This is a genomic window from Congregibacter sp., from assembly GCF_965662665.1.
Taxonomy (GTDB): Bacteria; Pseudomonadota; Gammaproteobacteria; order Pseudomonadales; family Halieaceae; genus Congregibacter.
Genome location: NZ_CBFIIF010000031.1, coordinates 20,638 through 36,489, shown reverse-complemented (window position 1 = coordinate 36,489; position 15,852 = coordinate 20,638). Strand labels below are relative to the sequence as shown.

The 15,852-nt window shown below is 55.8% G+C and carries 14 protein-coding genes, 1 tRNA gene and 1 pseudogene; 4 read left to right on the top strand and 12 right to left on the bottom strand.

Annotated elements, in window-relative coordinates; all coding sequences use genetic code 11:
• The 4 genes and pseudogenes from ACTG39_RS11780 to ACTG39_RS11765 all read right to left on the bottom strand — a co-directional run.
• Positions 1–341, bottom strand: a pseudogene (locus tag ACTG39_RS11780) (sulfite exporter TauE/SafE family protein); the annotation flags it as partial.
• 15 nt (positions 342–356) lie between these two features.
• Positions 357–1,022 carry an energy-coupling factor ABC transporter permease gene (locus tag ACTG39_RS11775; protein WP_439107755.1) on the bottom strand — a complete coding sequence of 222 codons (666 nt, stop codon included), beginning with the start codon at positions 1,020–1,022 and terminating at the stop codon, positions 357–359.
• A 50-nt stretch (positions 1,023–1,072) separates the two neighbouring features.
• A complete protein-coding gene (locus tag ACTG39_RS11770; RefSeq protein ID WP_439107754.1) occupies positions 1,073–3,145 on the bottom strand; it encodes an FAD-dependent oxidoreductase in 2,073 nt (690 codons plus the stop codon).
• A gap of 142 nt (positions 3,146–3,287) precedes the next feature.
• The gene (locus tag ACTG39_RS11765; RefSeq protein ID WP_439107753.1) at positions 3,288–3,446 is read right to left on the bottom strand and encodes a hypothetical protein; all 159 of its coding nucleotides are present in this window, start codon (positions 3,444–3,446) and stop codon (positions 3,288–3,290) included.
• A 178-nt stretch (positions 3,447–3,624) separates the two neighbouring features.
• On the opposite strand from ACTG39_RS11765, the gene ACTG39_RS11760 reads away from it, so the two are divergent.
• Both ACTG39_RS11760 and ACTG39_RS11755 read left to right on the top strand, forming a co-directional pair.
• A complete protein-coding gene (locus tag ACTG39_RS11760; RefSeq protein WP_439107752.1) occupies positions 3,625–4,512 on the top strand; it encodes a methylated-DNA--[protein]-cysteine S-methyltransferase in 888 nt (295 codons plus the stop codon).
• Positions 4,509–5,405 carry a DMT family transporter gene (locus ACTG39_RS11755; RefSeq protein WP_439107751.1) on the top strand — a complete coding sequence of 299 codons (897 nt, stop codon included), beginning with the start codon at positions 4,509–4,511 and terminating at the stop codon, positions 5,403–5,405. The genes ACTG39_RS11760 and ACTG39_RS11755 overlap by 4 nt, the downstream gene beginning before the upstream one ends.
• A 79-nt stretch (positions 5,406–5,484) precedes the next feature.
• Here ACTG39_RS11755 and ACTG39_RS11750 read toward each other — a convergent pair whose 3' ends face one another.
• Together ACTG39_RS11750 and ACTG39_RS11745 are read right to left on the bottom strand one after the other, a co-directional pair.
• Entirely contained in the window at positions 5,485–6,618 is a 1,134-nt protein-coding gene (locus tag ACTG39_RS11750) for an aminotransferase class I/II-fold pyridoxal phosphate-dependent enzyme (protein WP_439107750.1), read from the bottom strand.
• Positions 6,619–6,628: 10 nt separating this feature from the next.
• Positions 6,629–8,035 (bottom strand): amidohydrolase family protein, encoded by a 1,407-nt coding sequence (locus ACTG39_RS11745; RefSeq protein WP_439107749.1) that lies wholly within the window; start codon positions 8,033–8,035, stop codon positions 6,629–6,631.
• A 200-nt stretch (positions 8,036–8,235) separates the two neighbouring features.
• On the opposite strand from ACTG39_RS11745, the gene ACTG39_RS11740 reads away from it, so the two are divergent.
• Positions 8,236–8,700, top strand: a complete 465-nt coding sequence (locus ACTG39_RS11740) for a nuclear transport factor 2 family protein (protein ID WP_439107748.1) — start codon at positions 8,236–8,238, stop codon at positions 8,698–8,700.
• A gap of 13 nt (positions 8,701–8,713) precedes the next feature.
• Here the strand turns inward: ACTG39_RS11740 and ACTG39_RS11735 are convergent, their stop codons facing one another.
• Together ACTG39_RS11735 and ACTG39_RS11730 are read right to left on the bottom strand one after the other, a co-directional pair.
• Entirely contained in the window at positions 8,714–10,153 is a 1,440-nt protein-coding gene (locus ACTG39_RS11735) for an aminopeptidase 1 (RefSeq protein ID WP_439107747.1), read from the bottom strand.
• A 52-nt stretch (positions 10,154–10,205) separates the two neighbouring features.
• Entirely contained in the window at positions 10,206–10,685 is a 480-nt protein-coding gene (locus tag ACTG39_RS11730) for a DUF952 domain-containing protein (protein WP_439107746.1), read from the bottom strand.
• A gap of 94 nt (positions 10,686–10,779) precedes the next feature.
• Between ACTG39_RS11730 and ACTG39_RS11725 the strand changes: the two genes are divergently transcribed.
• Entirely contained in the window at positions 10,780–12,354 is a 1,575-nt protein-coding gene (locus ACTG39_RS11725; protein ID WP_439107745.1) for an N-acyl-D-amino-acid deacylase family protein, read from the top strand.
• 160 nt (positions 12,355–12,514) lie between these two features.
• Here ACTG39_RS11725 and ACTG39_RS11720 read toward each other — a convergent pair.
• The 4 genes from ACTG39_RS11720 to pheT form a co-directional block, all read right to left on the bottom strand.
• Positions 12,515–12,591: transfer RNA gene (locus tag ACTG39_RS11720), tRNA-Pro, on the bottom strand.
• Between the two features lie 117 nt (positions 12,592–12,708).
• Positions 12,709–13,074, bottom strand: coding sequence for a MerR family transcriptional regulator (locus ACTG39_RS11715; protein ID WP_439107744.1), 366 nt, complete (start codon positions 13,072–13,074; stop codon positions 12,709–12,711).
• Positions 13,052–13,357 (bottom strand): integration host factor subunit alpha, encoded by a 306-nt coding sequence (gene ihfA, locus ACTG39_RS11710; protein ID WP_439107743.1) that lies wholly within the window; start codon positions 13,355–13,357, stop codon positions 13,052–13,054. The genes ACTG39_RS11715 and ihfA overlap by 23 nt, the downstream gene beginning before the upstream one ends.
• A 67-nt stretch (positions 13,358–13,424) precedes the next feature.
• Positions 13,425–15,803, bottom strand: a complete 2,379-nt coding sequence (pheT, locus tag ACTG39_RS11705) for a phenylalanine--tRNA ligase subunit beta (protein WP_439107742.1) — start codon at positions 15,801–15,803, stop codon at positions 13,425–13,427.
• Between the last annotated feature and the right edge of the window lie 49 nt (positions 15,804–15,852).

Below are 15,852 nucleotides of genomic sequence, written 5' to 3'. Positions count from 1 at the left end.
CCAGTCACTATTGAGCCGGGCAGTGTGATTACCCCGGCTACGCCAATAAGTTTGGGCACAATCATCAAGGGCAATGCGTAACGCAAAAACTCCCAGTTAATGGTGCTCACTGCCCTACCCTGTTTTGCGTCCGCCCGATGCGCCTGCCAGACCGTCAGCCCCGAAAAAAACAACAGATGCACGGAGATAATCGGCAAGAACAGCAGGGGCTCGTCTCGAATCAGCAGGAGAAACGGCAAGGTAAGCACGGCCCCGCCAAAGCCCAGGCCAGAGCGCACGAACCCTCCCCAGATGAACAGCAATGCAATGGCCCCGTACTCCCAGGGCAGCAGCTCAGTCACGAGAGAGCCGTGCCTCTAGCGGCGATCATCAAAATAAAACTTCTCATCAAAGGTCTTCATCCAATCGGGGTGAAAAATCGCCAGCGCTGACACGCACATGCCGTTGATAAAGCCCTCGGAAAACATCAGCAGGACAATGAAGGGCCAAAACTCTCCCGCCGTCTCAAGGTAGGCAGTGAGGCCAAGGACCCAAAACAACAGGCCGACCACGAGGGCAAGCACCAGCACCACGACACCACCGCCCGCAAAGCCGGCCCCCAGCATGTACACAAAGGGGTGACGTAAACCCTGCCGATGGAGCGTTCTCGCCAACAGCCAGCTCGTTGTCGCGGGTATTACAACACAGAGGAGTACGGATAACGGGAATGCGCCCCAATTCAGATGCTGAAGCCCATAAAAGGCGATCATAGCCAGGGAAGCCCCAAGCACGCTAAAAGACCAGCCAACGATCAGGGTCAACGCAGTGATACCCAAAAAGTGGAGCATCAAGCCGTCGAGCAGATGAATGTTCAGCAACCACAGCAGCAGGCAGGCCACCGCTCCACCGGCCACCAAGTGCATGCGGCCCGGCGTCCCCGCCAGGGAACGCCAACTGGCATATCGCAGTGCTATGAGCAGCGTTAAACCCAGCAGGCACCCGCACAGCACAACCATCCAATCAGCGAGCAAAGAGGCAGGCACATGCACGGTCTTTAAACTAAGCGCTACCGATTCTCAGAAAAGCGCCGTCTCTACAGTTCAGCAGCCAATCGACAGGCCTGATCAATCGCACGCTTTGCATCAATCTCTACCGCCAGATCTGCACCGCCGATCAGATGAACGCCCTCGCGCGCGTTCTGTAGCGCATCAAACAGCGACCGCTCTGATTCCTGACCCGCGCAGATCACCACCGTGTCCACGGGCAGCAACTGGGGCTCATCGTCGATAGATATATGTAAACCGCGATCGTCTATTCCGTCGTAGCGCACACCCTTGAGCATGTGCACCCCGCGACGCGTCAGGTCCAGCTTATGAGTCCATCCTGTCGTCGGTCCCACACCCCGACCCGGGGACGTGGGCTTGCGCTGCAGTAGAAAAATCTGCCGATCGGCAATCTCAATAATTGGCTCCACCCCCGCCACACCGCCGCGGGGGTGATTCTCAAAGTCGATACCCCATTCCCGAGCAAACACGTCCTTATCAAGTGCCGCCGATACGCCGGCATGAGACGCCAGCTCCGCAACGTCAAAACCGATGCCTCCGGCACCGATGATCGCTACCGCTTTGCCTAGAGGTCGCGTGCCACGAATCGCTTCGTCGTAACTCATTACCATGGGGTGATCGATACCGGGAATCTCGGGATCGCGGGGATTGAGACCCGTGGCCACGATCACCTCATCCCAGTGGTCCGCCGACAGCTCTTCGGCGGTCACCCGATGCTCCAGTTTTACCGTTACACCCGTTAACTCCAGCTGGCGCTCGAAATAGCGAATGGTTTCCGCGAACTCTTCCTTACCCGGAATACGCATGGCGAGATTAAAGTGGCCGCCCAGTTCGTCGCTTGCCTCAAATAAAGTGACCGCGTGCCCGCGAGACGCCGCGGTGGTCGCAAAGGCCAAACCCGCAGGGCCGGCACCCACCACCGCAATGCGTTTCGGTGACAGCGTGGGACGATACTCGAGCTCTGTTTCATGACAGGCCCGAGGATTCACCAGGCAAGAAACCGTTTTTCCCCTAAACGCGTGATCAAGGCAGGCCTGATTACAGGCGATGCAGGTGTTGATCTCGTCGACACGCCCCTCAAAGGCTTTTACCGCAAACTGCGAGTCGGCCAACATGGGCCGCCCCATAGACGTAATATCCGCCATGCCATCGGCAAGCACCTGCTCAGCGACATCGGGCATGTTGATGCGATTGCTCGTGATCATGGGAATAGACAATTCTTTACGCAGACGACCCGTAACACTGGCAAACGCTGCCCGGGGCACCCGCGTACTAATGGTCGGCACCTGTGCCTGGTGCCAGACAAAGTGTGTGCTCATGATCGAGGCGCCCGCGGCCTCAATCGCCTTACCCAGTGTGACCACCTCATCCCAGCTACTACCATCGGCCATAAGCTCCATCGCTGCGATGCGATAGATCACAATAAAGTCGTCGCCTACGGCCTCTCGAGTTCGCCGTACGATCTCGATAGGCAAGCGCATGCGGTTTGCATAGTTACCGCCCCACTCGTCTTGACGGTGATTGGTTTTCTCAAGCAAAAACGTACTCAGAAGATAGCCCGCAGATCCAATGATCTCGACGCCGTCATAACCCGCTCGCTTGGCTCGCTCGGCACAGGTGACAAAGTCCTGAATCGTCGTCTCGATATCCTCGGGAGTCATCGCTCGAGGTTCACGAGGATTTATGGGTGAGGCGATGGGCGATGGCGCTACCGGGTCGGCACTGTAGGCCAAGTTGCCCGCGTGGAGTATTTGCAGGCAGATTTTGCAGTCAGGAGCTGCAGTGTGAACCGCGTCGGTCACCACGCGATGCAAGGGGACATGCGCTTCGCTGTTAAATGCGCCGTATTCCCCGGGTGCGAGGGCAGCAGAATCGTTGGGTGCATTACCGCCCGTGATAATCATGCCCACACCACCGGCAGCGCGCTCGGCATAGTAAGCCGCCATACGTTCAAAGCCTGCAGGCCCAAGCTCCTCAAGGCCCGTATGCATCGAGCCCATCAAAATGCGGTTCTTCAGTTGCGTTGTTCCAAGCTCCAAAGGCTCAAACAAACGGGGAAACTGAGGGTGCATTTCAGGCGTTTTGTTCTGTGCCAATGACATCCAGATATCCTCGGTCGATTGCAGTTTCTAAAGCGTTCACAGCAGCGCGGAGCTCCTCGTAGGCCTCTCGCTGTCGTGCGAGCATAGAGACCTGCTCGTGGGAAGGCATATCCGGCGAAATCTTTGATATATCAATGAGTTCCTACAAATACGCCAGACGAGCCCGCGCTGCCATCATGATAACAGGGCGAATATCATCGACGCTCAGCTCAGGTATCGCGGGATTCATAATCTCCCGGTTTACATCGCGACGAATCTTCTCAAGCTCCAGCAAGAGTCGATTGCTGTCTTTTCCTGTCATGAGGTTTCCCTTCTTCGACTGCAGGCACGAAATTTTGTGGCACAGACATTCACAGGAAACTCACCGTGGGTCAAGACTGCCCCATGGACTCCAGGATCGCCCATCCAAAGCAAGAATCGGGTGGCGAGCAAACTATTCGGGGTAAATACTCTAAACCCCGGATAAAAAGAGTGCTCTCATGCTTTACACCTCGACGTCTGCCAGTGAGACAATCCCCGTCATGTCTGCAGCCCACAACAATCGTTTCGACCACGCGCACTATCGACTCGTGGCCGACGCCATCGACTACCTCAGAGAACACCAGCGCGAGCAACCTGATCTGGCAACCCTTGCGCAGGCGCTGCACAGCAGCGAGTCACATTTACAGCGGGTGTTCAGCAGCTGGGCGGGGGTATCGCCAAAACGCTTCTTGCAGATCATCACGCGGCAATATGCGGTAGACGCCCTTCGAGGTCAGGCCTCGGTGTTAGATGCAAGCCTGCACGCCGGGCTTTCGGGCCCCGGTCGTCTGCATGATTTAACACTCAGCTGCGACGCGATGACGCCCGGGGAGATTGCGAGTCATGGCAAAGGCATCAACCTGGAATACGGCTGGGGCGATACGCCTTTTGGCGACGCGTTTATCGCCTGGAGTCCTCGAGGTATTTGCCAGTTGAGTTTCCACGATGTTCGAGACAGCGAAGTTGCCAAAGCATTCGCTGAGGAGTGGCGCGGCGCTACCCGGTTAGAAAACAGCGTTGCTGCCCAAGAGTTACTAAGAGGTATCTTCGCTCGCCCCCTCGAGCGCGGAAAACTGCATCTGCTGCTTCGCGGCACTAATTTTCAAGTGAAAGTCTGGGAAGCGCTCATGCAAGTAAGCCCCGGACATTTGGTGAGCTATCAACAATTGGGCACTCTTGCCGGCACGGGGCAAGCTCATCGTGCGGTGGGTTCTGCCATGGCGCGCAATCGTATCGCTTACCTCATCCCCTGCCACCGGGTCATTCGTCAGGGCGGCGACTGGGGTAACTATCGCTGGGGACTGGAGCGTAAGCTGGCTCTGCATGTCTGGGAGCAATCGGCGTGAATGCAGTGCAACTACTGCAGTTGATCTCCCTTGCGGCGATCTGGGGTTCATCGTTCATGTTCATGCGCTTTGCTGTGCCGCAGCTGGGGCCGGTATGGCTCCTTGAACTGCGTCTGGTCGCGGCCTCGCTAATCCTGTTGCTGATTAGCAGCTTGCTGCGACGCCCTCTGAATGTTCGCAAATACTGGCGTCACTACTTAATACTGGGAGTATTCAACACGGCTCTCCCCTTTTGGGCCTTTGCTTACGCAGCACAATCACTTCCCGCCTCGATGCTCGCCATACTCAATTCCACAGCACCTCTTTGGGGCCTGCTCATTGGTTTTATCTGGCGTGGCAAGCCCATCACCCGACGGGCGATACTTGGTCTATTCCTGGGTATGGCCGGCGTTGCCAGCCTGGTAGGACTGGGTGGTTTCGCAGTGCAACCTGAAGCGCTGTGGGCTGTGGTATTTACCGCGTCTGCCGCCATTTGCTACGGCATTGCCAGCAGCTACGCAGAATATGCCGAGAAGGTAGAAACCTATGCCAACGCTCACGGCAGCCTCTGGGCAGCAACCTTGCTAATACTACCGTTCATGCCCTTCGCACCCATGCCAGAAGTTTGGCCGCCTGCTGCCGTCGCTGCCGCTTTAGTGCTGGGCATCCTCTGTACGGGCGTGGCTTACCTTTTATATTTCCACCTCATCGCTACGGTGGGCGCACCGTCAGCACTGACTGTGGGTTATCTTATTCCGCTGTGGGGCGTAATGTGGGGCTGGCTATTTCTTGACGAAGCGGTGGGATTGCACACGCTGCTGGGGGCCGGGCTGGTGCTCAGTGGAACCATGTTGGTGACCAACTTCCGGCCGACGCGGATACTGCGGGCCGTGTTTCAGCCGTCTAAAAGCTGAGTCCGCACCCAGCGGCAAGCGAGCCTGCCGAACCCTCACAGTCCGGAATAGGGTCGTAAACATCAGCTTGAATGCGGCGTTAAGTGCCCTTCAATATGCGCCCGGTAAGCGCGTTCATGCGCGCGAGGCCTGCGCGAAGGTGCTCGTCGGGCAATGCCGAACTAAATCGGAAATGTTCCTCCACGCCAAATCGCGAGCCAGGAATAAGTAAAACATCTTCTTCTGCCAATAGGCGCGCGGCAAAGACATCAGAACTCACGGGAAGATCAAACTTCACAAAAGACATGGCCGACGCCTGGGGAGGCACCACGGAAAAAACACCCGGGTGAAAACTAAGTTGTTCCTGCAGAGTTTCGAAACCTCTACGAATCAGCCCCCGGGCTCTGGCCGTAATAGCATCCCTGGCGCGTGGTGCCAGTGCCGCGGTAGCTAACTCCATAGACATCATGGTGGCAGTGATCGAGGCATACTCATGGCGACGCCACAAGGCCGGGATCAGTGACTCCGGCGCCACCAGCCAACCCAGACGTAGCCCAGGCAAACCGTAGGCTTTGCTCATAGAGTTAATCGCAATAACCCGCTCATAGCCGCCCCAGAACGACGGCGTAGGCTCATCGGTGTTGCGCTCTGTTCCACAGTAGACCTCATCCGCAACAATCCATGCACCCACGCGCCGAGCCGCCGTAATGATCAGCTCACGATCCGAGGCGCTCAACACCCGGCCCGTAGGATTATTCGGATTCACTATGTGGATAATGCGCGTGCGGTCATCTACCGCTGCCGCCAAACCCGAACCATCGATCGCCCAATCCTCGGACGAAAGCATATCCACCGTGCGCACTTCAAAGCCGAGATTGTGAGCGTTACCCGCGAGCTGCTCGTAGGTGGGGCTAAAACGGATAACGTTGTCACCGGGCTCCAGCAACGTTGCGGCTACCAGGGTGTTAGCTTCCGTAGCACCCACGGTCACCATCACGTTATCGGCCTGCGCCTGAGAATACAGCGCGGCAATGCGCTCGCGCAGAACCTGACTCCCATTCACCTGTGGGTAATCTACCAAGGTCGCAAAAAGCGAGTCGCGGTTGATGTTTGCCAGCTCGAAGAGCTCGGCGTAGGTCATTGGGTGCACGCCGCTCTCAGAAAAGTTGTAATGTACCCCGTGTTCCGTTTCGGACAGGTACTGCTCTACGGCAAAGGCTTGAAAGTCCGTCACTTGTTGAGTCCTATAATGCGGATTCGACCGCTGCGCCATCCTGCTTATAGACAACCCCGTTCTTCATCACAAAGTCCACGCGAGAAAGCAGATTGATGTGGCGCAGGACATCCCCTTTGACCGCAATAATGTCGGCGTACTTGCCGGCAGACACGGTGCCGACCTTATCCGATACACCCATCATCACCGCACCCCAGTAGGTTGCTGCACGAATGGTAGACATGGGGTCGACATTCATAACATTCACCCAAACGTCCATTTCATTCCACGTGCTCTGGCAGTGAAACTTCATGGGAATACCGCTATCGGTACCTACCAGCATCACGACACCCGCATCTCGCAACTGTTGAAACTTACGCTTGAGCGTAGGCTTACGCAGCGGTGTGAGCTGGGTATAGGCCAACTGCCCGGGCTCCTGAATCGACGCTTTGATATCGGCTATCGTCGACGGCTCGAGTCCGCGATGCCAGCACGCGCTGTCGAGTTTCTCGGGATTCGCTACGGTAAGGTCGTAATTCCACAGCCCCTCTACCGTGGGCGTCCAAAACAGGGGGCCACCGGCAATACGGCCTGTTGCAGTGCGCTCACGGAGCATTTCGATAACGTCAGCGGGATACTCGGGCGCCGTAGTCAATCCCGTGTGCTCGAAGTTGTCGACGCCAATCTCCAGTCCCCGGCGCACTTCATCGGGCCGATGGGAGTGAGCCACGACCTTAAGCCCATACTTGTGCGCCTCGTCGACAACCGCCTGCGCCTCTTCCAGAGTCATCTTGTCCTGGTCAATGAGCTTGATGATATCGACACCGGCATCGGCCAGTTTTTTGACCTTCCGTCGCCCGTCGGCAACGCTGTCCACGCCCCAACGATAAAACTCCGTATTGGGATAGGCCTCGTGTTGAATAAACGGTCCCGACACAAACAAGCGCGGGCCGGGAATTTCCCCGGACTCAATACGCGTTTTCACAGAAATCGAGGCCTCTAGGGGAGCACCAAGATCCCGAGCGGAAGTAATGCCCGCGAGAAGCAGCTGGACGGCACTGGAGGGCATTATTTCGCTGGCGAGACGGTCTTTGTAAGTCGGATGCCAATGACTGTAATCAGCATGTCCGTTGAGCATCAGGTGGGCGTGGTTCTCCCAAAGCCCCGGCAGCACATCCATGCCTTCAGTGGACACCACCTCGTAGCCATCGGGTACCTCCAGCGTAGCTACGGTGCCCACTTCCTGAATAACGCCGTCCTCTACAAGAATCACGCTATTGGCAATGGGTTTATGACCAAAGCCATCGATCAGGCGACCACCAACCAACGCGGTACCTGCCATTGCCGACTGCGCCACAATCGCGCTACCAAACAGGGCCGCGCTGGCAAACACGGCACAGGCAGTGCCTTTAAACGTTCCGGTTCTTTCTATTGTCATCTGTGAAACCCTTTTTTTATCGGTTAGCTGAACGCGCTGCCTTAAGTCCTACCCCGTCATGTCTGGCCATTGACCTTGAGGAGCCCTACAGCCATTGTTGTGATCACTGAAGCAACCATCGCCGGGAGAACCCAGTGCCTAAGACTCCAAACAAGCTAGAGCGCACAATTTCACACTGCTGCGCTGCGAGAGATTCGACTGTGAGTGTAGCGCGAAAACTTGAACAGCTGCATGCCCCGCTGAGCGGAGTTTTGCTCACCGCTTTTTTGGCGCTCTCACCGATGGCTATCGCCCAAAGCAGCGAGCAGGAAATTCTCGATGCCGTCACGGTATTGTTTGATGCCATGCGCAGCAAGGACGCCGAGGCGCTTCGGGACGCGTTCTTACCCGAAGGACGCTTGGGTACCGAGAGTACAGAGGGTTGGATTAGCTCTGTATCAAGTTCCGAAGCCTATCTGGATGAAGTGACCTTTGACGAAACGGTGCTCATAGACGACAACGTCGCCATGGCATGGACGCCCTACAATCTGTTTGTAAACAACGAGTTTCATCATTGCGGCATCGACCTCTTCTCTTTTCGAAAAGTCGACGGGCAATGGAAGATTCTGCAGATTGACGATACGCGCCGCACCGAGGGCTGTGACCCCGAGCGACGCGGTAACTAAAACCCCTTAGATCTCAGTCGCTATAGCGATAAAACGCGTCCATGGCGCGATACAACATGTGCACATCAACCTTAGAGCTCACCGCGTAGGTCGAGTGGATCGACAGCAGCGGCACGCCGTAGTCGATCACCTCCATGTTTCGTCGTGACAGGGAGCTACCGATGGTTCCTCCGGACGCACGTCCTTTGTAAGTGGCCGTCTGCCAGGCAACCTCGGCGTCATCAAGATAAGCGCGATTCCAGGCCATGAACTCGGAGTTGGCGTTGAACCCGCCACCATACAGCTTAAGGTTCACGCCAAAGCCCAGGCGAGGCGCGTTACCCGACTCCCAGACGCCCGGGTAGGTCGGATGAATACCGGGGTTCACATCAGACGACACCACTTTTGTTTTACGCAGTGCACGACGAATGTCGATATCCGTGTAGGCATCGCCCTGCTCTCGATAGATCAATTCCGCCAGCAGGTCGACAAAGTAGTCCGAGTTAGAACCGGTGTTGTTGATATTGCCCACTTCCTCGTTGTCCACGAGGAACGCGACTGCCGTTTGCCTGGGGTTAGTCTGCTCAAGAACCGCCCGAAGCGCGGTGTAGGACGACAACTTATCGTCCTGCCCATAAATCGCCATCATCCCGCGATCAAAACCCACATCGCGAGGGGCAACTGCCGGCACGATGGCCAGCTCTGCTGATACAAGATCTGCTTCTTCGATGTCGTACTCAGAATTGAGATAAGCGAGAACTGAATCCTTTAAGGAATCGTCCGCAGGCGCAATGGAGGCAATGATGGGGTCCAGCTCTTCACCCATAATGACATCGCGATTTTTTCGGTCGCGATAGTCGGCATCCACATGAGGTGAGAGATCCGGAATAATGAAAATCGGATCGTCCTCCGACAGGCCCACAGAAATCGGCACCCGGGTCCCGTCTTTTTTGTCCACATGTCCCACCAGAGCCAACGGCAGGTTTACCCACTGGTAGTTCTTAATCCCACCGTGACGATAGGTCTGAAAGAGCGCAAAACCATGAGACTCGTACAAGGGCCTCCCTTTTAGCTCCAGCCGCGGTGAATCCACGTGGGCACCAACGACCCGAAAACCGTTTGTCATAGGCTCAGATCCCACGACGAACAGCGTCACCGTGCGACCGCGATTCACATCATAGTAGCGATCGCCCGGGCTAAGCTTGCCGCTCTCAGGGAGCTCACTAAATCCCGCCTCTTCTGCAAGACGCACCGCCTCCGTGACAAAGCTCAATTCGGTTTTGGCGCGACTCATAAAGTCTTTGTAGTCCTCGGCAAAAGCGAACACTTCGCTGCGCTCATCGTTGGAGAGGGTTTGCCAGGCGGATTGAGGACCATCCGCCGCGTCAGCCGCTGGAGATTGCGTTGCAAAGCTCAGCGCTAGCAGCGTAGCGGGCAAGCACAGGGCGAGAGCGGAAAGGTGTTTCAAAGGCATGTAAGGATTCTCCGAGTAGCTAAAGAAATTGTAGTCCCGAGGGTTCGGGCCGTCAGTCAGTCACACCCTGGACGGATAAGAAGGTACCGTCGGCGTCTCGAATAATAGTATGCGCCTCGAGTACCGCTGCAGGCTTGATGCCACCCAGAATGTGCGGAAACAGCTCGTCAGTCGCCCCCTCAAAATCAGGAGGTATATCACCCACCGGTGCGGTTCCCTCGAAGACTGTGGTGACACCAGTGGCGGCAAGACTTTCGACGGTCATGCGAAGGCAGTACCACTCACCTTTTACTTCGGGATAAAAATGATTCGCTACGTTCATCAACTTGTCCGGATTCGAGGTGCCGTGGGTAAAACCATCTGCCTCGTAGGTCGGTGGATAGTAAGTCGATCCTTCTTCCAACACTTGATCCCAGAGCCGTGCCTGCACCATGTGAAACACATAGGGAAAACCCGTGGGATTAAGGGGCTCCTGAGCTTGAAGCGGATAGGTGACAAATAGCGCAAAAAGAACGATGAACAGACGTTGCATAGGGCATCCTGAAGCTTTGGGATAAGTATGTGATGTAGTCTTAGTCTACGCGCAAAAACACAAAGAGGAACAGACCGTGTCCATGGATCGACCAATGCTCATTTCAGCCGTCCAAACAAAGGGTTTTGTGGGGGCCGTGCTGGGTTTAATCCTCAGTGCATTAATTGCGGGCTGTGGATCGAAAACTGCTGACGTCGCGACCCCCTCAGTAGTGAACTCCACGTTGATTCACAACGCGCTGATTCTCGATGGCAACGGCGGTGAGGCCAAACTTGGCGCAGTGAGAATAGAAGATGATGCCATCGTCAGCGTTGGTGTTCTCAGTCCTTTAGACGGCGAACTGGTTGTAGATGCAAACGGACTCGTCTTGGCCCCAGGCTTCATCGATACCCACAGCCACCATGACGATGAGGGCGCTCTGCGTAAAAATCTGGATGCTTTGCCGATGCTCACTCAGGGCATTACTACCGCAGTGTTTGGGCAGGATGGCGGTCATCAGCTGCCTCTGGCGGATTTTTTGACTGACTTTGACAGCAACCCGCCTGCGGTAAACATCGCGGCCTACGTGGGCCACAACACGCTTAGAGCACATATCATGGGCGACGATGCCAAACGCCCGGCCAGCGCCGCTGAAGTCGAGGCCATGCAGGCTTTACTGCTATCGGAGCTGGAGTCGGGAGCGCTGGGGCTGTCTACGGGCTTGGAGTATGTGCCCGGCATTTATTCCCATCGCGATGAAGTTATCAGCCTGGCAGCAACCACGGCCGAACAGGGTGGACGCTATATCTCCCATGTACGCTCCGAGGATAGATTCCTCTGGGATGCGATGGCCGAGATCATCGACATTGGTCGGCAGACCGGCATTCCGGTGCAGATATCGCATATCAAACTTGCCGCCAAGAGTCTCTGGAATCAGGCTCCCGAGCTCCTTGAAAAGCTCAACGCTGCGCGTGCCGAAGGCATCGACATTACGGCAGACGTCTACCCCTACGAATACTGGGCATCCACCATGTGGGTGCTACTGCCCGATAGGGATGCCGACGACCTCGAAGAGATCGCCTTTGTACTGGAGCAGCTAACTCCCGCCTCTGGCATCATCTTTACCAAGTACGAACCCAATCCCGACTACATCAATTTGTCCGTGGCTGAAATCGCGAAAATTCGCGGGACCTCGGAGGTGCAAACATTTTCAGACCTGCTCAAGGAATCAGAAGCTTGGTCCCAGGCAAACGATGGTGCCCAGGCAGAAATGATTATGGGCCGATCCATGACCGAGGCTGATATCGAGACGTTTTTGCAATGGGAGCACAGTAATGTTTGCAGCGACGGCGGCTTCTCTGGCCACCCTCGAGGGCACGGCAGCTTTCCGAGGGTGCTTGCTCGTTACGTTCGCGACAGGCAGGTTCTTTCTTTAGAAACTGCGGTGGCGGCTATGACCTCGCGAGCGGCAGATCATATGGGCTTTGCCGATCGAGGACGGATCGCTCCTGGTATGAAAGCCGACTTAGTACTTTTCGATCCCGAGAGTGTCCAAGACCATGCGGGGATTCGCGACGGGCAGGTGCTATCCACCGGCATTGATAGCGTGTGGGTCAATGGGCAACAGGTTCTAAAAGAGGGCAAATCTACCGATGTTTTTGCAGGGCGGGTATTGCGTAAAACGAGCTAGGTCAGTCGTCTTCGCAGAACGTGCCTGATAGATTTGAACTGAGAATGTTCGCGGTGTGTCATTTTCTTATGCTTATGTCAGATAGTTGGCTCTTCATCATTAACAATGGGGTAGAGCCGGTGCACACCATCACCTAACCATTTGACATAATGAGGAAAGTTGGTCGGGACGGCAGGATTTGAACCTGCGACCACCACACCCCCAGTGTGGTGCGCTACCAGGCTGCGCTACGCCCCGAGCGGTAGAACTAGGTCAATAAGCGCGAACGCACTCCTTTGACCGAGGGCGGCATTATACGCAAGAAATGAGCACTGACAATGGGCTTGGGCAGGTCGCCAGTCGGGTTATTAACTCTTAGCGGCCTGGTCTTAAAAGTTCCAGCAGCTCTTCAAGGTCATCGATGGTTTCCTGAATCACCGCATCGATATGTGTGGGGTGCACACCTTTGGCTTTTTCATCAGTCATGCGCTGCCGAGCGCCGCCGATGGTGTAGCCATCATCGTAGAGTAAGGAACGAATCTGTCGAATCATGAGTACGTCTTCGCGCTGGTAATAGCGACGATTGCCGCGACGCTTGACCGGTTTGAGCTGAGGAAACTCCTGCTCCCAATATCGCAAGACATGGGGCTTTACGGCGCAGAGCTCGCTTACTTCACCGATGGTGAAATAGCGCTTGCCCGGTATCGCGGGGAGTTCGTTATTGTGACTCGGTTCCAGCATATTCTTCTACTCTGGCCTTGAGCTTCTGCCCTGGCTTGAAGGTTACCACTCTGCGGGCAGAAATCGGAATTTCCTCTCCCGTTTTTGGGTTACGTCCCGGGCGCTGGCTTTTGTCACGCAAATCGAAATTGCCAAAACCCGAGAGCTTCACCTGTTCGTTATTCTCCAGGCAAACTCGGATTTCTTCAAAAAACAGCTCGACTATTTCTTTCGCCTCGCGCTTATTCAGCCCAAGTTCTTCAAATAACCGCTCTGCCATTTCGGACTTGGTCAGTGCGCTCATGTTCAACCGTCCCGGTGAGACCTCTACCGCGTGCTTCGTTGCTAACACTACAAGCTAACTGCAAAAGTTAACCGCGAAGCTCCGCTTTATAGTTTTCTTTCAGTGAATCAACAACTTGCTGAATACATGTGTTGACTTCATTATCATCAAGAGTGCGCGAATGATCCTGAAAAGTCAAACCCAGAGCGACACTTTTTCTAGCAGGATCAATACCTTTGCCCTCATAGACATCAAACAGCGTTAAGTCTTGAAGGCAAACACCCGCCGTGGCTCGCACATCGGCTAGAAGTTCACCAGCCGCAACCGTTTTATCCACGATCACCGCAATATCCCGACGCAGTGCCGGAAAGCGGGACACGGGCGTAAAGGCCGGAATCGTAGCCATGCTGAGCAACTCGAGATCCAGCTCGGCGACCACCACGGGAAGATCGAAATCCAGGTTCTTCTGCAGAGTCGGATGGAGGACGCCCACAAATCCGACGATGCTATCGCCGCGTTTGAGCCAGGCTGTCTGCCCGGGATGCAGTCCACTGCGCTCTCCTGCCTCAAAATGAAAAGACGCCACGTCTCCCGTGAGCTCCAGCAGTGCCTCGATGTCTCCCTTGAGATCATAAAAGTCAGCGTTGCGCCCCGCTTCTGCCCAGCCTTCTGCTGTCTGAGAGCCCGTGATGAGCATCGCCAGGCCCGGGCGCTGATTTAGGCCCTCGGCATCCGGCAAGAAGCGCAATCCCGTCTCAAACAGACGTACTCGCGGCTGCTGACGCTTTACGTTGTGCTGCGCTGATCGCAGCAGTCCCGCAAGCAGACTGCTACGCATAACCGCATGTTCGGGAGAGATAGGATTATTCAGAGCTACGGGCTCAATGTTCGGATCAAGTTGCTTTTGAATATCCGCATCCACAAAGCTGTAACAAATCGCTTCGTAATAATCGCGAGCGACAAGGGCACGACGCAGCTGTCGCAGTCGCACTTTTTCTTCGGGGATTGATGGCAATACAACGTCCGCTCGAATGCGCGTCACCGGGAGGTTGTTATATCCGTAAACCCGCGCCAGTTCTTCGAGAAGATCGGCTTCGATACGCAAATCAAAACGCCAGCTCGGGACTGCGCACTCCCAGCCGCCATCGACTGCCGACACTTCCAGACCCACACCACGAAGAATACGCTCTACTGTCGCATCATCGATGGCCACACCCAAAAGCCGTTCAATGCGCGCTGCGCGCAAGTGAATGGGATCCGGTGCAGGCAGGTCTTCTTCGGACACTGCCTCGGTAATCGGTCCCGCAGAACCACCTACGATCTCCAACAGCAACTCTGTTGCACGCTCCATAGCGCGTCGTTGAAGCTGAAAATCAACGCCGCGCTCAAAGCGATGCGACGAATCCGTATGTAATCCAAAGGACCGTGCCTGACCGCTGAGAGGCACCGGCGCAAAAAACGCCGCCTCCAAAAGAAGCCGCGTAGTGCCTTCGCCCACGGCCGAGCTCGCACCACCCATAATGCCCGCAAAGGCCAGTGCGCCCTGCTGATCAGCAATCACTAAATTACCCTCACCCAGGGTGATCTCCTGATCGTTCAGGAGTTCGAGAGATTCTTCCGCAGTCGCCTCGCGAACGACAATACCGCCATTGATCTTGTCGAGATCAAAGGCATGCATGGGCTGACCAAGCTCCAGCAGCAAATAATTGGTGATATCTACTGCCGCATCGATACTGCGCAGACCGCAGCGGCGAAGCTTTTCCTGCATCCACAGGGGCGACGGCCTACTGAGATCAACGCCGTCGATGACACGACAGAGGTATCGAGGACAGCGCTGTGGGGCACGAAGCTCCACAGTGACCGCCTCATCGGTAGTCACTGCGGCCGTGTTTTCGGGGGGAGCACAGACGCTCAGATCATTGAGTAAGCCCACCTCGCGAGCGATGCCCGCTAGTCCCAAACAATCTGAGCGGTTGGGTGTGAGGCCGATCTCAATGCTAACGTCATTGAGCTTAAGATATTCGCGAAGATCTGTGCCTGCCGGTGCATCATCCGGCAGTTCCAGGATCCCGTCTTTTTCTTCAGACAAACCCAACTCCGACGCCGCGCAGAGCATTCCCTGAGATTCAACACCGCGAAGCTTCGCTGCCTTAATCGCGAAGTCGCCGGGCAGCATCGCTCCTACGATCGCCAGTGGGGTCTTGAGTCCCTTGCGGGCGTTGGGCGCACCACAAACGATCTGCACGGTGTTTCCATCGCCTGCGTTTACGGTACAGACACGCAACTTATCCGCATCCGGGTGCTGCACTGCCTCGGTAATCTCGGCCACGATCACGCCGCTAAAGGGGCCGGAGACAGGCTCGATGGCATCGACCTCCAGGCCGGCCATAGTGATCTGATGTCCCAGGGCTTCGGTGCTCAATGCGGGGTTTACCCACTCCCGCAGCCATTGCTCACTGAATTTCACGTAGTACTCCTTATTGCCACACGCTTATTGCTACACACGGTAGATCGCA

Bases quoted from the DNA above. Each gene is read 5' to 3' on its own strand.
- ACTG39_RS11745 (WP_439107749.1), bottom strand. From the start codon at position 8,035: ATGACAATAGAAAGAACCGGAACGTTTAAAGGCACTGCCTGTGCCGTG.
- ACTG39_RS11770 (WP_439107754.1), bottom strand. From the start codon at position 3,145: ATGTCATTGGCACAGAACAAAACGCCTGAAATGCACCCTCAGTTTCCC.
- ihfA (WP_439107743.1), bottom strand. From the start codon at position 13,357: ATGAGCGCACTGACCAAGTCCGAAATGGCAGAGCGGTTATTTGAAGAA.
- ACTG39_RS11725 (WP_439107745.1), top strand. From the start codon at position 10,780: ATGCTCATTTCAGCCGTCCAAACAAAGGGTTTTGTGGGGGCCGTGCTG.
- ACTG39_RS11715 (WP_439107744.1), bottom strand. From the start codon at position 13,074: ATGCTGGAACCGAGTCACAATAACGAACTCCCCGCGATACCGGGCAAG.
- ACTG39_RS11730 (WP_439107746.1), bottom strand. From the start codon at position 10,685: ATGCAACGTCTGTTCATCGTTCTTTTTGCGCTATTTGTCACCTATCCG.
- ACTG39_RS11735 (WP_439107747.1), bottom strand. From the start codon at position 10,153: ATGCCTTTGAAACACCTTTCCGCTCTCGCCCTGTGCTTGCCCGCTACG.
- ACTG39_RS11765 (WP_439107753.1), bottom strand. From the start codon at position 3,446: ATGACAGGAAAAGACAGCAATCGACTCTTGCTGGAGCTTGAGAAGATT.
- ACTG39_RS11760 (WP_439107752.1), top strand. From the start codon at position 3,625: ATGCTTTACACCTCGACGTCTGCCAGTGAGACAATCCCCGTCATGTCT.